The 16908-nt window shown below is 36.3% G+C and carries 13 protein-coding genes; 3 read left to right on the forward strand and 10 right to left on the reverse strand.

The features are described from left to right. Window positions 1-442: 442 nt before the first annotated feature. On the forward strand, window positions 443-733 hold the full coding sequence (locus GKP30_RS23025; RefSeq protein WP_216831816.1) for a DUF6407 family protein: 291 nt from the start codon (window positions 443-445) through the stop codon (window positions 731-733). Between the two features lie 119 nt (window positions 734-852). On the opposite strand, the gene GKP30_RS23030 is transcribed toward GKP30_RS23025, so the two are convergent. Beyond that, entirely contained in the window at window positions 853-1770 is a 918-nt protein-coding gene (locus tag GKP30_RS23030) for a proline dehydrogenase family protein (protein WP_236035314.1), read from the reverse strand. A 146-nt stretch (window positions 1771-1916) separates the two neighbouring features. Continuing rightward, window positions 1917-3464 carry an L-glutamate gamma-semialdehyde dehydrogenase gene (gene pruA, locus GKP30_RS23035; protein ID WP_216831817.1) on the reverse strand — a complete coding sequence of 516 codons (1548 nt, stop codon included), beginning with the start codon at window positions 3462-3464 and terminating at the stop codon, window positions 1917-1919. 292 nt (window positions 3465-3756) lie between these two features. On the opposite strand from pruA, the gene GKP30_RS23040 reads away from it, so the two are divergent. Next, complete coding sequence (locus tag GKP30_RS23040) at window positions 3757-5304, forward strand: sigma-54 interaction domain-containing protein (RefSeq protein ID WP_216831818.1); 1548 nt, start codon at window positions 3757-3759, stop codon at window positions 5302-5304. Window positions 5305-5487: 183 nt separating this feature from the next. Here GKP30_RS23040 and GKP30_RS23045 read toward each other — a convergent pair whose 3' ends face one another. The 7 genes from GKP30_RS23045 to GKP30_RS23075 form a co-directional block, all read right to left on the reverse strand. Continuing rightward, a complete protein-coding gene (locus GKP30_RS23045; RefSeq protein WP_216831819.1) occupies window positions 5488-6498 on the reverse strand; it encodes an LLM class flavin-dependent oxidoreductase in 1011 nt (336 codons plus the stop codon). Between the two features lie 180 nt (window positions 6499-6678). Continuing rightward, window positions 6679-8820 carry an ATP-dependent Clp protease ATP-binding subunit gene (locus GKP30_RS23050; protein ID WP_216831827.1) on the reverse strand — a complete coding sequence of 714 codons (2142 nt, stop codon included), beginning with the start codon at window positions 8818-8820 and terminating at the stop codon, window positions 6679-6681. A 203-nt stretch (window positions 8821-9023) separates the two neighbouring features. After that, a complete protein-coding gene (locus tag GKP30_RS23055) occupies window positions 9024-9893 on the reverse strand; it encodes an SDR family oxidoreductase (RefSeq protein ID WP_216831820.1) in 870 nt (289 codons plus the stop codon). A 303-nt stretch (window positions 9894-10196) separates the two neighbouring features. After that, window positions 10197-11057 carry a polysaccharide deacetylase family protein gene (locus GKP30_RS23060; protein WP_328703203.1) on the reverse strand — a complete coding sequence of 287 codons (861 nt, stop codon included), beginning with the start codon at window positions 11055-11057 and terminating at the stop codon, window positions 10197-10199. A gap of 909 nt (window positions 11058-11966) precedes the next feature. Further along, window positions 11967-12668: a YusW family protein gene (locus GKP30_RS23065; protein ID WP_216831821.1), complete on the reverse strand. Its 702-nt coding sequence runs from the start codon at window positions 12666-12668 to the stop codon at window positions 11967-11969. Between the two features lie 187 nt (window positions 12669-12855). Further along, window positions 12856-13812: a CAP domain-containing protein gene (locus GKP30_RS23070; RefSeq protein ID WP_216831822.1), complete on the reverse strand. Its 957-nt coding sequence runs from the start codon at window positions 13810-13812 to the stop codon at window positions 12856-12858. An 836-nt stretch (window positions 13813-14648) separates the two neighbouring features. Then, window positions 14649-15494: a pirin family protein gene (locus GKP30_RS23075; protein ID WP_216831823.1), complete on the reverse strand. Its 846-nt coding sequence runs from the start codon at window positions 15492-15494 to the stop codon at window positions 14649-14651. 163 nt (window positions 15495-15657) lie between these two features. Here GKP30_RS23075 and GKP30_RS23080 point away from each other — a divergent pair, with 163 nt between their 5' ends. After that, a complete protein-coding gene (locus GKP30_RS23080; protein ID WP_216831824.1) occupies window positions 15658-16155 on the forward strand; it encodes a metallophosphoesterase family protein in 498 nt (165 codons plus the stop codon). A 7-nt stretch (window positions 16156-16162) separates the two neighbouring features. Here the strand turns inward: GKP30_RS23080 and GKP30_RS23085 are convergent, their stop codons facing one another. Next, complete coding sequence (locus GKP30_RS23085; RefSeq protein WP_216831825.1) at window positions 16163-16342, reverse strand: hypothetical protein; 180 nt, start codon at window positions 16340-16342, stop codon at window positions 16163-16165. Between the last annotated feature and the right edge of the window lie 566 nt (window positions 16343-16908).

Below are 16908 nucleotides of genomic sequence, written 5' to 3' on the forward strand. Positions count from 1 at the left end.
ATTTCGCTTGGCTTTTTGTTCAGTTTTCAAAGAACTTTTTATGTCGTTGTTAGCGACAGGAATTATATCTTACCACGTTAGCAACATTTGATCAACAACTAATTTTTGGTAAGTTGTTTTTAATACCAAACTCCTTTATAGGAGCGATAAATTTTTTTATTATACCGAAATGATTTATTAGACGCAATACTTTTTATATTTTTATCGATTGCTGTTTCGGTAAATACGCTGCCGTTAGAAGCGACAAGTAATAATATATCAAAAAGGGATTATAAAAGCAATAACTTTTTTAATGTAAGATTTGGAAATACTTATATTCATCTCAACAGCTTACCACCAACAAAATACTTCTACCAATACTATAGCAATTGTCTTTAATCTTCCTATAAGTTATGCTGTGGCTAAAAGCTACTAGAGGGCACCCATTGAAAGGAAGAGAACCATGAAAAAAAATATTGAACAATTTGTAAACGAGGTCACTTCTCACATAAACGAGGTTAATGAAGTTGATATGAGCAATATTAAAGAAGTAGTTAGGAAAGCAATTTCCTACTACGAATTGAAATCCTATGAAGAAAGAGAACAAACGAAACAGGGAACATCGGATTATTTATATATCCATTCGATGATAGAAGAGAACATGCTCTCTAAAATTGTTACACGAACTATTAACGATGGAAATGACCACTATATAGAAGAAGTTTATCAAGGGTGTGTTATTAGAAGACACTAAAATAGTTTTCCCCTTCTATTTAATAATTAAAAAAACAATTTTTCAATAGCCAATACAAATAAGGTCACCCAGAGCCTTGGTACTGGTTGACCTTCCTTCCTACTTCACGGCAAGTTGCTTTACTTTGAAATTAGACCTCTTAACGCGAAGCTCACATTTTGTGGTCGCTCTGCCATTCTTCTCATAAAATAACCAAACCAATCTTGTCCAAAAGGTACATACACACGAGTCGTGTACCCTTCTTTTACAAGTTCTAACTGTAAATTTGTTCTAAATCCGTATAACATCTGAAACTCAAATTGACTCTTTGGGATGTTATTTTCTTTGGTGAACTTTTTAATTTCATCAATGATTTGATGATCATGTGTTGCAATCGCTGTGTAACTTCCACTTTGGAGATGTTTTTTTATAATAGTTAAATAGTTTTCATCTACTTGTTTTTTATCTTGATACGCTACATCTGCTGATTCTTTATAAGCCCCTTTTACAAGTCTTAATGAAACACCTTTTAAATTAGCAATATCTTGGTCTGCTCTAAACAAATACGCTTGAATGACCGTTCCTACATTATCAAATTCCTGTCTTAATGTAGCTAAAATATCTAAAGTTTGTTGACAATGTGAGTAATCCTCCATGTCAATACGAACAAAGTTGTTATAGTTTTTTGCTGTTTTAACGATCCGACGCATATTCTCTAAACAAAATTCATCACAAATATCTAAACCAAGTTGTGTCATTTTCAGTGAAAGATTACAGTTCGCTCCACTTGCAGCGATGGCATCTAATGTTTTAATACAATACTCTGTTGCTTCTAACGCTTCTTCTCTATTATCTACAAACTCCCCTAGGTGGTCTAACGTACAAACAAGACCTTTATTATTTAATTCTTTTACTTTTTCGATAGCGCTTTCAATGCTCTTGCCTGCAACTACTTGGGATGCACCAAATTTTAAACCCCATTGTTTTGCGGCTTTATTCATAGATTTGTTTTTTGAAAGATACATGAAGAATAATCTCATTGGTTGGTCTAATACCATATATACCCCTCCGTATATGAACTTACTGTTTTATCTAAAACCTCGCTTACAAACCAAAATACCATTAAACATATAAAAGATATTTTTCCGATTAGAGAGAAAGCAGTGAAATGAGCTAAACCCATTCCACTGCATTTCTATATAAATTAATACATTTCTGATACTGTTTTTGCTTGCATGTGAAGCACTAAATAATCTGGTCCTCCAGCTTTTGAATCTGTTCCAGACATTTTAAATCCACCAAACGGATGGTAACCAACAATTGCCCCTGTACAATTACGATTAAAATATAAGTTACCAACGTGGAAGTCACGTTTTGCAATTTCGATATGCTCGCGGTTTTTCGTAATAACTGCACCAGTTAATCCGTACTCTGTGTTGTTCGCGATTTCAATAGCATCTTTAAAGTCTTTCGCTTTCGCTAATGCAACGACTGGTCCAAATATTTCTTCTTGCATAATACGAGCTTGAGGGTCTAGATCAGCAAATACTGTTGGTTGAATGAAGTAACCTTTAGAAAGATCACCAGTCCCCCCTGCTACAAGACGACCTTCCTCTTTCCCAATTTCAATGTATCCCATAATTTTGTTAAAAGAAGCTTCATCAATAACTGGTCCCATGTAATTATCATTGTTCGTTGGATCCCCAACTGTTAAATCGTTTGTTAATTTAATAACTTTGTTTAAAACTTCTTCATATACGTCCTCGTGAATAACTGCACGGGAGCCAGCAGAACACTTTTGTCCAGAAAAACCAAATGCTGAAACGACGATCGACTCGGCAGCTAAATCAAGATCAGCTTCTTTGTCAACTACAACCGTGTCTTTTCCACCCATTTCAACGATTACTCGTTTCAAGTGGTTTTGGCCAGGATGCACAACTGCTGCACGCTCGTATAATCTTGTTCCAACCTCACGTGAACCTGTAAATGTTATTAATGCTGTTTTCGGATGGTCAACTAAGTAATCTCCAACTTCTGCACCACTACCAGGTATGAAGTTTACAACCCCTTTTGGAAGACCTGCTTCTTCTAGTACTTCTACAAACTTTGCAGCGACTACAGGTGTTGTACTTGCAGGTTTTAATAATACTGTGTTCCCTGTTACGATCGGAGCCACTGTGGTACCTGCCATAATCGCAAATGCAAAATTCCACGGTGAAATAACCACAGTCACACCCGTTGGGGTATAGAAATAACGATTGTGCTCACCTTCACGACTATTAACTGGCTTACCATCTTTAATAGCAATCATTTGACGCGCATAATACTCTAGAAAATCAATTGCTTCTGCTGTATCAGCATCAGCTTCTTTCCAAGGCTTTCCAGCTTCCTTAACGAGGTATGCCGAAAACTCATGCTTACGACGACGAACTATTGCTGCTGCACGTACTAAAATGTTGGCACGTTCTTCTGGTGATGTCTTTCTCCAAGACTCAAAAGTTTCATGAGCAATATCCATTGCTTTTTCAGCAATGTCTTTATTTGCTTTTGAAACAATCCCAATTACTTCTTCTTTATTTGCTGGGTTATATGATGTAATTTTTGCTTCTGTTGAAATACGCTCTCCACCTACAACCAGGTCATAAGATTTTCCGAGTTGTCCCTCTACATACTCCAATGCGGCTTCAAAAGCTTTTTTATTTTCTTCAATATTAAAGTCAGTAAATGGCTCATGCTTATATGTTGGTAACAATTTAATCACTCCTAAAAAGATTTTTTATATGGGTATGAACACTTCACTCGTTAAAGACCTTATTAGTGAAAGTTCTACATCCTCACTTCACTATTCTAAATGCAATTACTGTGCCAAGTCTTACTGAAACGTCAAAGTCGCTATAAATCTAAATTCCGCTATAAATAGAATAGAAATTTTGTAGAATTAGTTATACAATTATGTCTAAAGTGTCAAATCACTTTACACTTTTGTTCATTTATATGTAAGCGGTTACGTTATTGGTATATCGATGTTTGTGGAGGTGTTGATTATGAGTTTGAACATAACGCTATCTTCAATAGCACTACCCTTAGAAAAAGATAAGTCATATGTGAATATGGAGCGTTACCCCTCTCATACGATGCTATCAGAAATCACAAGTTTACAAGATAAAGATATTGTTCTAGAGGATGAAAACGGGAGCGAAGTTGCTTGGGTTCCCTATCCCCTACTGGTCAAGGAAATTTGGAGGCAATGGAAGGTAACATGGACCCATTACAATACTCTACTAGAATCCGTTGATGATGCGATCACGGTAGTAGATAAAAAGGGCCTTATTCAATCATGGAATCATAAAGCTGTGGAGATATATGGATTAACTTCTGATAATGTAAAAGGTAAATCAATCACGAGCTTCTTTGAAACTGAGTCTGTCGTTCTCATGTCAACTATCAATGAAAGAAAAGGCGTTATAAAAAAGTACAATCAGCCTAAACCTGACGTACATGTGTTAATAAATACTTCTCCTATTGTGGTAGATGATAATGTAGTGGGCGGCATTTCAGTCGAAAGAAACATTACTGATATCGTAAAGTTAAATGACGAACTTTCTTCGACAGCGGCATCCCTCCATGAACTAGAAAGAAATGCGCAAAACGAGCAGTCTCCTTTTAGTAAAATAAAAGGAAGAAGTCCTGTGTTACAAGATGCGCTTTATCTCGTCAAAAAAGTATCTAAAACCGAAGCAACGGTTCTAATAACTGGTGAAAGTGGAGTTGGGAAGGAATTATTTGCTGAAGCAATACATAAAGCGAGTCCGCGTACGAAAGAACCTTTTGTGGCTATCAATTGCGGGGCCATACCTACAGCCTTAATTGAAAGTGATCTTTTCGGTTATGAACAAGGAGCATTTACTGGTGCAGTAAAGGGTGGAAAAAAAGGAAAGTTTGATGCTGCTCTGGGCGGAACAATCTTCTTAGATGAGATCGGGGAAATGCCGTTAGAAGTTCAAGTAAAACTACTCCGTGTGCTGCAAGAAAAACAATTTTATCGTGTCGGTGGTACTCACCCTATTCCGACGGACGTTCGAATTATCGCAGCAACACATCGGGATTTGGACAAGATGATTGAAGAAGGTAGTTTTCGCGAAGATTTATATTACCGTTTAAATGTCATTTCAATATCTGTTCCACCGCTACGTGAGCGGAAAGAAGATATTCCAGAACTGGTTCAATTATTTTTACAAGAATTCTCAATTAAATATAAGACACCTATTCCAGAACTAGATCCCGAAGTAATGTATATGTTTCTGCAACATCCTTGGCAAGGAAACGTGAGACAGCTACGAAATATGATTGAGAGGTTAATTATTTTAGCTGAAGAAAATGAACGTATTGAACCAAAGCACCTACCAAGCAATTTTGTAAAACAACCTATTCAAAGCATTGATACGATTGATAAAAACACACCTAACATAGATTTAGATGATAAAATTGCGAACGCGTTAAAGTTGACATATGGTAATAAAACAGCAGCAGCCAAATTATTAGGAATATCTCGAGCTACTTTGTATAATAGATTGAAGGCAATAAAGAGATAATTTTCATAATACGAAGTTCAAGGGTGACCATTTCATCATTTATTATACTTAATATACATCATTAAATTAATTATTAATTGACTTGAAGGAAAACTGCTTACTAAAAAAGCTCTTACTGATGTATTAAGATCAGTGAGAGCTTTTTTATGAAGAATTAACTCTTTTTACTACCTAAATAAATATTTATCCAAATGCTACTTCTTTTATAATTTCATATGAGCGTAGTCGCTCCTGATGGTCGTATATGTGACTGTTTATTATCATTTCATCTGCTTGGGTTTCATCTAAAAACGCTTGGAGTTTTTCTTTTACCGTTTGAGGACTTCCAATAACAGAAGATCCTAACTGTTTTTCTATTGCATCTTTTTCCATACTCGTCCATAGTTGTTCCATCGACTTAATTGGTGGTTGCAATTGACTTGGCTGATTTCTAATGAGACTAAGAAAAGCCTGCTGATGCGATGTTGAAAGCCACTGTGCTTTTTCATCAGTATCCGCAGCAATGACGTTTACCCCTACCATTGCATACGGTTCTTGCAGGACTTCCGATGGTTGGAAGCTTTCACGATATAAGTTCAGGGCAGGTATCGTATACTCTGGGGCAAAATGACTAGCAAAAGCAAAAGGTAATCCAAGCTTCCCTGCCAATTGTGCACTAAAACCACTAGACCCTAGAAGCCAGATTGGAATATTTAAACCTTCTCCAGGGTACGCTCTTACTCGCATATTATCAGTTGCAATACTTGGGTCAAAATAAGCACGCAATTCCTCTAGCTGCTCTGGAAAATCATGTCCACTTCGTAAATCTCTTCTTAACGCAAACGCTGTATACTGATCACTTCCTGGTGCTCGTCCTAATCCAAGGTCAATTCTTCCTGGGTACATTGATTCTAACGTTCCAAACTGCTCGGCAATAACTAACGGGGCATGGTTTGGTAGCATAATGCCACCTGAACCTACTCGTATTTTGGATGTACCACCTGCTATATATCCTATTAATACAGACGTTGCAGAACTTGCTATCCCTGGCATATTATGATGTTCAGCCACCCAAAAACGTCGATAACCCCACTTTTCAACATGTTGGGCAAGATCTATACTATTTCGAAAAGACTCCGTAGCTGAACCTCCACTAACGATTGGAGCAAGATCTAACACAGAAAACGTAATATCACTTAATTGTTTCTGGCTCATTTCTTTCACCTCTTATAGTACGTATTATATGTAAATAAAAATAAACTATCTTATTAGTAGCTCTAAATATTGGTCAGCGTTATTTTACACCTTGTAAAGCCGCTTTTCTAGTTTTTCGACTTACGAAAAAGATAAGAAAGAGAGGCTGCAGCGAACTGCAACCTCTCTTTACTACTAATTTTAATTTACTTTTAATTGATTATCTTCGGTCGATACGGAAATTTTATCGACTTGTTCATTTTCAATCATTAATGCTGTAATTTTATTTTCAATGTGGTCTTGAATAGCACGACGCAATGGTCTAGCTCCAAATTCTGGATGGTATCCAAATTCAGCAATTTTTTCTTTCGCTTCTGTCGCAACATCAATAGAAATACCTTGCTCCTTCAATGTTGTTTTCAACTCTTCTAGCATAATATCGACAATTTGAACTAAGTTTTCTTTTGATAGGTGCTTAAACTCGATAATGGAGTCAATACGATTTAGGAACTCTGGTTTAAAGTAGTTTTTTAATGTTTCTAGTTGAACCATCGTTTCTTCAACTGATGGCGAAGCTCCAAAACCAATTGCAGGCTTTTTCTTATCTGTCACCCCTGCATTTGATGTCATAATAATAACTGTTTCATTAAAGTTAACGACTCTTCCTTGGCTATCTGTTAAACGACCATCTTCCATGATTTGCAAGAAGACATTCATGACATCTGGATGGGCTTTTTCAATTTCGTCTAATAGTACGATAGAATAAGGGTTTCGACGAACTTGTTCAGTTAATTGACCAGCTTCATCATGGCCAACATAACCAGGAGGTGAACCGATTAATTTCGAAACTGAATGCTTCTCCATATATTCACTCATATCCAAGCGAATCATTGAGTCTTTACTTCCAAACAACTCTTCAGCTAGCGTTTTTGTCAGCTCTGTTTTACCTGTTCCCGTTGGTCCAACAAATAGGAATGAAGCTGTTGGACGGTGTTTTGGTTTTAGACCTACTCTAGCTCTCATTACTGCATTGGCTACTTGTTCAATCGCTTTTTCTTGGCCAATGACTTTATGAGCAAGTCGTTTTGGCAAGTCTTTCATTTTCGATTGTTCATCTTTTTGAAGTTTTCTAACAGGGATACCTGTACTTGCTTCAATGATGGCTTGAATGTGTTCGACTGTTACTTCTGTAGCTTGTTCATATGTTTGCACTTGTTCTAGCGTAGTCTTAATTTCTAGCTCCTCTTTGCGAAGGTTTGCTGCTTTTTCGTATTTCTCTTGCTGTGCCGCAATTTGTTTTTCTCTTTCAATTTCTTTCAAGCGTTGTTCTAGGTTTTCTTTACCTGGTTCAGCTTGTGATAGATTTAGCTTTGAACCTGCTTCGTCAAGCAAATCAATCGCCTTGTCTGGTAAGAAACGGTCTTGAATGTACCGTTTTGAAAGAGTGACACAAGCTTTTAATACTTCATCTGAATATTTAACATTATGGTAGACCTCATATGCTGGTCGAATTCCTTTTAAGATTTCGAACGCTTCGTCTTCTGTCGGCTCTTTAACAATAACAGGCTGAAAACGACGCTCTAATGCTTGGTCTTTCTCAATCATTCGATATTCTTTTAGCGTTGTTGCTCCAATGATTTGCATATCTCCCCGTGCTAATGCAGGCTTTAAGATGTTACCTGCATCCATCGAACCTTCTGCAGAGCTTCCTGCACCTACCATCATGTGCAACTCATCGATAAATAAAATGACATCTGCTCGTTGCTGTAGTTCAGTAATTAATTCTTTCATTTTCTCCTCGAATTGTCCGCGGTAGCTTGTACCAGCAACGAGTGAATTAATATCTAATGTGTAAACTTCTTTATTTTTCAACTTAGCAGGAACTTGACCTTTTACGATTTTTAGCGCGAAACCTTCCACAATCGCTGTTTTACCTACTCCTGCTTCACCAATTAATACTGGGTTATTTTTATTACGACGATTCAAAATTTCAATTGTTCGCTCAATCTCTTTGTCACGGCCAATTACAGCGTCAATGCGTCCATCTCTGGCTTCACGTGTTAAGTTACGGCCATGTTGGTCTAGGAAACCATTTCCTTCTCCTTGTTTTGGAGGCATCTGCTTTATTGATTGTTGGTGTTCACCTTTCGGCAGGTGTTGAGACGATTCAAAAGAATTAAAGAAATCTCCAAAGTAATTACTGAAGTTAAAGTGGCCTGAACCTAAGGATTGGTAGGCTTCACTGTAACAACTAGAACATAAATGAATTTGTTTATGTTGCTCATTTAGCATAACATCCATTTTTACATTTGCTTGTTTGGCATTACATTTTTGACATAGCATCATTCAACCTACCCCCTCTTTGATTTTGACTATCTTTGACCTTTTATATAAATAAAAATCCCATTAATTATGGGATCCTTATTTATTATATTGTAATTTAATTATAACTGACCTTATTTGACTTTTCAAGAGTGAAAGTGAAATTGTTTTGGTGCCAGCCACCTTTACTTCAACACAGTGGTAAAGGTGCCTGGCACCCTTTTTTAACCGTTGACGATGACTCCGCCGTTTAAATGAAGGATTTGGCCCGACATATAAGAGGAATCTTCACTAGCTAGATAAATATAGGCTGGTGCCATTTCAACAGGTTGACCTGCTCGTTGCATTGGTGTCGTACTTCCAAACTCAGAAACTTCCTGCGCTGTAAATGTCGAAGGAATAAGCGGTGTCCAAATTGGTCCTGGAGCTACACCATTTACTCGAATCCCCTTCTTAATTAAAGATAACGATAATGACCGAGTGAAAGTAACAATGGCTCCTTTTGTCGCTGAATAATCGATCAACTTTTCGTGTCCTTTATAAGCTGTAACAGAAGTGGTATTTATAATGCTACTTCCTGATTTCAAATGAGGAAGTGCAGCTCTAGTTAAATAGAAGAAAGAAAACATATTCGTTCGAAATGTACGCTCTAATTGTTCACTTGTAATGTTTTCAAAGTCTGTTTGTGGATGTTGCTCAGCTGCATTATTAACTAAAATATCTAATTTATTAAACTCACTGATCGTTTGCTTAATCACATCTTCGCAAAAACTTTCATCACCTAAGTCACCAGCAATATTTAAACAGCGTCTTCCTTCCTCTTCTACTTGTTTCTTCGTTTCTTCTGCATCCGAATGTTCGCTTAAATATACATTAACAACATCGGCCCCTTCTTTTGCATATCCGATAGCGACTGCACGACCAATCCCACTATCAGCTCCAGTAATAATAGCAACCTTCCCTTGTAATTTCCCTGATCCTTTATAGCTATAATTTTCATCTGTTGGGTGAGGATTCATTTGCGATTCTATACCTGGCTGCTGATTTTGATGTTGTGGTGGAAACGTTTGATGAGGTTGATTGGATGATGACACGATGGCACACTCCCTTGTTTATTAAAGTTATTTAATATGTAAGAAACGGTAAAATTTACTTTTATAGCATGTCAGAAAATCATAACCCTTATTCAAAAGATGTAATTGATTAAACGGTCGTCAAACGATCTTTTTTTACTTCTTGTTCAGGTATGTATTCCACAACAAAATCATTTTTTTCAAAAAGAAATTTATTTAGTAACCAAGAAAAAATCGAATACCTAATCAAAGCTAAGAAAAAAGAGCACTGCAAGAAAAAAATCTTACAAGGCTCTTTTCACTTTTATTATATTATTGAGCTCATTACTTCTGATAAGGGATATTTAATAATTCAGGTACTGTCACAAATTCAAACCCTAATTCCTGAAGTTCTGGGATCATTATATCAAGAGATTGTACGGTACTCGTACGATCTCCGTCCCACTCTGCACCATCATGAAGAAGTACAATTGCACCCGGATGTGCATTACTCAACACACTAAATGCGATATCTTCGGGAGGTGGTTCACGCCAATCGAGTGTATCAATCGACCAACCGATCACATTATAATTTAGTTCGTCTAGTTTTTCTACAGCTTCATTATTTAAAAAGCCATAAGGTGCACGAAACAGGCTTGTACGGTAGCCAATAATTTGATTAAGTAACTCTTCAGTTTGCATGACTTCTCTTTCTAATGTAGCCATATCTCCTTCTACAAGGTTCGGATGCCAATAGCTATGGTTTCCTACTATATGCCCTTCATTGACCATTCGTCTTACGATATCTGGATAAGCTTCAGCTCTTGCCCCCATCACAAAGAATGTTGCTGGAACATTATATCGGGCTAAAGCATCTAAGACTCCCTCAGTATAACGAGGATCAGGGCCGTCATCGAAAGTCAAAGCAATTCGATTCGCTGTATCAGGACCACGTAAAATAACGATATCTGGATACCGTTGTTGTAAAACGATATTGGAAATCGGTCCTCGCACCGCCTCCTCATCGCCTCCCTGCAAATCAGGCAATCCTTCCACTTCACGTGGATGATCTTTGTCTTTCTTAAACCACCACTCTTGTTTGACATCAGCAGCTGGCTTTTCTTCAGCAGAACTCATCGTCGGATGTAGCACAGCACCGAATAGAAAAGCCATGATAAATAGCCACTTCATAACGTTCTTTTTCACATAGTCATCTCCTTAATTTTTATGTACGTAGTTATTTTTTATTTAATAAGGAGGATTATTCATTGAAATAGCAATATTTTAGATCTGGAGAAAATTTAAGCAATAATCTTTATTGACAAAGGAAAACTCTCCTCCTAAGCATAAATAGAAATAAGAGAACTATTGACTGCCATATCAATAGTCCTTTCAAATAATCAGATATATTTAGTGGTGAGAGAGATTGAATTTAGATAAGCTTAGCCACTAAAAAGAAACCAACATAATCCGAAAAGAATTGCATCACATAGTCATTCATAAAGGTAATTATCATCCAGAGTTTTCAACTAAAAAGAGAATTAGCAAGTAAATTGATAAATAGGTACCGAATATGTATACTTCACCGAAAACAGTCTTCCTTTGTAGTAATTTAATTACTATTTTATGGTTAAATTACTTCTTTCTATTTCGGTGAAGCTAGACAAACTCCTCCCTCACAAGATGAGTGGTTAGGTGTTCCACTAGCCTTTTGATACGATTTCTTTGCTGAAAACATTATGGTCGCCCTTAGTTAATATTATTCTATAGGCACTAATATTTTTTTGGAAAGACTACATACAGATCAGATTACAACACGGTGGGTTTTCTCATTACCGTATTGGCAAAAAGTGAAACAACAGGAGGAAGATGATTAATACTACATAAGCAAACAACCCATTTGAAAATTTTTGTCTAATTTTCATTTTTACCCCTCACTTTTCCTTAAATACATTTTTCATAAGGGCAACTTTTTTATCGTAAGAGTATTAGTAATATTTTTTTATAAATAGAGTTTTATAATACTGTATTAATATTTGCTTCTTAGGAAATTTATGTTTTGTCAAATAAGAAAAAGAGGTGTTCAGTTAAGTTTGAACACCTCTTTTTACGAATTTACTTTTTATGTTTATACTCATACTTATTATCGTCTTTAGATTCAACTTTTATTTCCACTTCTACTGAATCCCAGTCATAACCGTAAGCAGTTATAATGTTTTTGACCACTTGCTGAAGGTCTTCTGGAGAATTAAGCTGCACTTTTGAGAATGTTTGAAGAAGAAACTCTTCCGCTTTTTCCCCTTTAATTTTCATTTTTTCTTTTCCGTTCTTAATTTCCACTTCTGCTTTATCTTTTTTCTTTTTCTGTTCTTGTTTGATTTTTACCTCAAAGTCATCATTTTTAATTTTGATCTCAAGCTTTTCGATATGGTTCAAAAAGGATGAAGGTTCTCCTTGCTTTGCTGAGATTTCTTGCTTTGTTTCAGAACCGTCTATATCTTCTTTTATCACTTCTTGAATTTCATCTTGAGAAGTTAAAGCACCCTCATTATTATTTTTATTACTGACAGGAAACTGTACTTCTATTTCTTGATGATTTGCTGCTATAAACACTGGCTCTTCTTGAACCACAACCGTTTCTTCTAATTCATCTTTTTGATTATCGTGAAATGTGTCATACTCATCTTCACTCATTACCGTTGTTGAAGTATCCTTATAATAAGGGTCTGCATTAAAACTATCCGCTAATACAAGATAGCTGAATGAAAGAATTAATGTAAACAAGGCTCCAATTAACATATATCCAAACTTTCCCATAACTTCCCCCTATAATTAATCATCTTTTTATTATATAGGAAGAGTGTTTTGTTTCCATCCACTAATTGAACTGATTCCCTTCTATATCTATAGCACTAATCAGTTTGTCCAATTTTTTATATTTAAAAATAGTGAACCGACATGGTCCACTATTTTTACACGTTGTATCTATATTATCAACTTAACACTACCTGCTAATAAACATTTGCGTCCAGTAGTTCCCGTTTCCATTATGTCCAACACCAATATGGGTGAAGTTTCCATTCATAATGTTAGCGCGATGTCCTTCACTATTCATCCATGCTTGTACGACTTGTTCTGCAGATTGTTGTCCTTGAGCAATGTTTTCAGCTGCTGAATTATAATCTACACCAAAGTCACGAATCATATCAAACGGTGAACCGTGAGTAGGACTCGTATGTGAAAAATAGTTATTTTCTTGCATATCATTTGATTTAGCACGTGCTACATTACTTAATGACGTATCCGCCTGTAAATCAGATAGTCCAGCTCTTCTTCTTTCAGCATTCGTTAAGTCGATAACTTGCTGTTCTATTTGACTAATTCCTTCTGCACGTTGTTCAGGTTGAGCTGGTGTATCCACAGCAGGTTCTTCTTGAGGTTGCTCTGTCGGTTCTTGTGGCGCAGCCTCTGGTTGCTGTGGTGTTGCTTCTGGCTGTTGGGGTGCAGGTTGTTGCGTACCTGGTCGTTGTGCAACACCTTCACGCAAGCGACGTTGAATGTCTTCTGGTGATAACTGAGCTCCTTCAGGTAAAAGTCTCGCAATGTCTTCTCGTGTTAGTTGTCGTCCTTCGGGAAGATGTCTTGTAATGTCTTCTGGTAAAAGGCGTTCTATATCTTCTTGTGTAAATTGAGCAGCGCGTCCTTGTCCAGGAGTCTGCTGTCCTTGACCATCGATAATAAATTCATACTTTGCATGTTGAACTTGAACTGCTTTCGTGTGAGGATATTCCTCACTTGGAATTGTGGTTACTTGGCTCGACACTTGCCCATATCCAACATCGTCACCTTCAATTGCCGCTCCTTGATCAGCTTCAAAAACATTTCCACTATATTGGCCACAAGCACCCAAAAAGAGAAGTAATAAGCCAATAATTGTAATCAATAGATGTTTTCTTTTCATAAGTGTTAGCTCCTTTAAATAATTAATTTCCTACTTTATTATTTCTCTTTTTTGAAGGTAAGTATTGATGGTAAATATCGAGATTAAACTAATTACTTGGAAAAAACAAACCCCTCTAATGTTAACGGGTTTACTTTAGAGGTGCAAGCATTGTAAAACACATATGAAACCGCACTTGAATTCACGATTTAATTCACGGTGCGTTTTTTATTGATTTATCAACATTTTTGCAAATTTTAATTGCTTATTTTGTCGTAATTCACGTTGTTAATCACAGGGGATGAAATAATTATTGGAGGGTATGTGAAACATTTGTGATTTAGTAAGAAGTCTTATCCTTATTTGAGTAACCAGTGATATCTAAAATAAGCGGAGATTTTTCGGTTAGAATGCAGAATAGAGATCGGTTCGGGGGATTTAAGCGAAGTTTTTCCGATTAAGCAAAACAGAATTAACAATTTTCACGCTTTTCGAGTCAATAGTCGTAATCTATCCGTCTATTTAAGCCTTTTTCGGTGCTATTTCCTAATTAAGAGAAATTTCTCCGCTTATTTATCAAACTCGCATTATCGTCTAATGAACTTGTACATCTTACGGGTGCTTTCGTGAAAATAGGAAAATTCAAAAAAGGCTTAGTGATATTTGTATCTGGTACTGCACCCCAGAAGTTAGATATTTAACTCTAACTTTTTGGGGTCACTACCTCTCTAAGCCTTTTTAACTGTGAAGTTTATGTGATTTGCTATTTGATTTGGTCTGCGATTTACCGTTTTGCACCTCACAAGTAAATCCCTTACTCTAATGTTAGAAGGGTTTTTGTTAATATCTTTAGTTCTTTATTGAAACTTCCCACTATGAAAATCAGAAAACGCTTGTCGGATTTCTTCTTCTGAATTCATGACAAATGGGCCATTCGCTACAACTCGTTCTTTAATTGGTTCTCCAGCTAAAAGGATCCCATGCAATTTTTCACTACTGCTTTTTATTCGAATATAATCTATACCTCCTTCATGCTTATCACTTTGTCCTAACCATATTACTTGGTTTTGTTCACCTTTTATTTCTTCTTTTCCAAACAACCCTCTACCTTGGAGAATATATATAAAACCATTATAACTTTTAGGAATGTCTGGCAATATTGTTTTTCCTTCTGAAAGTTCAAAATCAATCATCGTAACAGGGGTATAATTTAAAGTTTCAGCTTGATATGTTCCGTAATTACCAGAAAATAAACGGATAGTGGCTCCATCTTCAATTATTTCTGGCATGTTTCTCCTATATAAATCTTGGTAGCGTGGACTTGCTGATTTATTTGATTTTGAGAGGTTCACCCAAAGCTGTAAGCTATGTACCGTACTACCTTCAATGGGGTCCTCAATATGACTTATTCCTTGCCCTGCAGTCATCCACTGCACATCTCCCCCTTTTAAGAGACCTGAACCACCATTACTGTCCTTATGTTCCAATTCTCCATCTATTACATATGTAACAGTTTCCATTCCTTTGTGAGGATGAAAGCCAAACGTTCCTTTTTTAAACCAATCTTCAGCCATCAATAAAAACGGATCAAAGTCGTACCAATGCCCAGGCTCTAACACCCACCCTTGCTTATGACCAGAACTCCTCATTTGATGAGTAGCATCCCATTTTTTTAATATCGACCGCTCACTATTCACCGTCATACCACAATCACTCCTTTCATGTTAACTATAAAATTTTTGTACAATAAAGAGCAATTAATACGCTTATTTTATTCGGAAATCAACAGTATATTAATATAATCGAATATGTATTAGTATAAACTTGTCTATGACGGTACTTTAATATACAGAGGAGTTTTAATGAATGAATATTGTAGTTGTATCCGATACACATATGCCAAAAAAGGCTAAAGAACTTCCCCCAAGGTTGCTTAAAGACCTTAAATCTGCTGATTTAATCATTCATGCAGGAGATTGGCAAACCATTTCAGTGTTTAAAGAGTTATCTAAATATGCAAGGGTTGTAGGCGTTTTTGGTAACGTCGATGGTCCAGACATCAAAAGTCACTTTAAAGAAAAACTGATCATACCAATTTGTGACTTTAAAATCGGTGTAGTTCATGGCCATGGTCAAAAATGGACAACGGAAAAGCGAGCACTCGCTGCATTTAAAGAAGATCATGTGGATTGCATTATTTTCGGACACTCACACATTCCTTTAATAAAAAAAGTAGAAGGCATGTTACTATTTAATCCTGGATCTGCGACTGATAAACGCAAGCAAACTCACTTTTCCTATGGTATTCTTCATATTGGTAAGTCAATTGAGGCAGAGCATGTTTTTTATGAAACCAAGAATTAGTAACGAGTTACTCCTCTTGATCTTCTTTTGGATCCTCTTGGTAATGTTCATTTAAGTATTCATTTTCAGTTGTTGCAAAACTAACTGAAAGAAGACTCTGTTCTGGGTCCATTCCATAATAACCTTTACGCTTATCATTGATAACCTCACTACTCTGAAACAATGGCTCTTTTTTAGACTTATTCATTAACGGATCTCTCCTTAGTTTGTGGTTATTAATAGCTTGTACTGCTTTAGAAATTGTTATGATGTTACATTATTTGGTACATCAAATAATATATTCACATTGTAATTTTACACTTATCCGTTTTACATACTAAAAAAGCACAACCTATTTGGATTGTGCTTCCATTAAACCTTTCTTTCCTACATGGGCATTAGACGGTGAATTCAGTAGTGTTGCTCTTCAGACAAATATCAGATTATGGCTCAATCATTTAGAAGATAGTTTATAGGCAATGTTGTTTTAGAGCAGGGGTTAAAGCAGCTTTAGAGAGTACCGTGGGAAAAGGGACCTGTGAAGCCCTTATTTATACAAAAATCATCGTTTTTATGACTTTGGAGCACTGTGAAGCTCTTATTTACACAATACCATGGGATATTAATCAAATTTCATGCAATAAGGTTTAACTAACTTTAAATAATAATCATCAGAATCAAAAAAAGCACAACCCAATTGAATTGTGCTTTGTGCCTAGCGACGTCCTACTCTCACAGGGGGAAGCCCCCAACTACCATCGGCGCTGAAGAGCT

The organism is Alkalihalobacterium elongatum, from assembly GCF_019024285.1.
GTDB classification, from domain to species: domain Bacteria; phylum Bacillota; class Bacilli; order Bacillales; family Bacillaceae_F; genus Alkalihalobacterium; species Alkalihalobacterium elongatum.

Excerpts from the sequence above, each read along its gene's own strand:
- GKP30_RS23025 (WP_216831816.1), top strand. The coding sequence starts at position 443 with ATGAAAAAAAATATTGAACAATTTGTAAACGAGGTCACTTCTCACATA.
- GKP30_RS23030 (WP_236035314.1), bottom strand. The coding sequence starts at position 1,770 with ATGGTATTAGACCAACCAATGAGATTATTCTTCATGTATCTTTCAAAA.
- GKP30_RS23040 (WP_216831818.1), top strand. The coding sequence starts at position 3,757 with ATGAGTTTGAACATAACGCTATCTTCAATAGCACTACCCTTAGAAAAA.
- GKP30_RS23045 (WP_216831819.1), bottom strand. The coding sequence starts at position 6,498 with ATGAGCCAGAAACAATTAAGTGATATTACGTTTTCTGTGTTAGATCTT.
- GKP30_RS23050 (WP_216831827.1), bottom strand. The coding sequence starts at position 8,820 with ATGCTATGTCAAAAATGTAATGCCAAACAAGCAAATGTAAAAATGGAT.
- GKP30_RS23065 (WP_216831821.1), bottom strand. The coding sequence starts at position 12,668 with ATGGGAAAGTTTGGATATATGTTAATTGGAGCCTTGTTTACATTAATT.
- GKP30_RS23070 (WP_216831822.1), bottom strand. The coding sequence starts at position 13,812 with ATGAAAAGAAAACATCTATTGATTACAATTATTGGCTTATTACTTCTC.
- GKP30_RS23075 (WP_216831823.1), bottom strand. The coding sequence starts at position 15,494 with ATGACGGTGAATAGTGAGCGGTCGATATTAAAAAAATGGGATGCTACT.
- GKP30_RS23080 (WP_216831824.1), top strand. The coding sequence starts at position 15,658 with ATGAATATTGTAGTTGTATCCGATACACATATGCCAAAAAAGGCTAAA.
- GKP30_RS23085 (WP_216831825.1), bottom strand. The coding sequence starts at position 16,342 with ATGAATAAGTCTAAAAAAGAGCCATTGTTTCAGAGTAGTGAGGTTATC.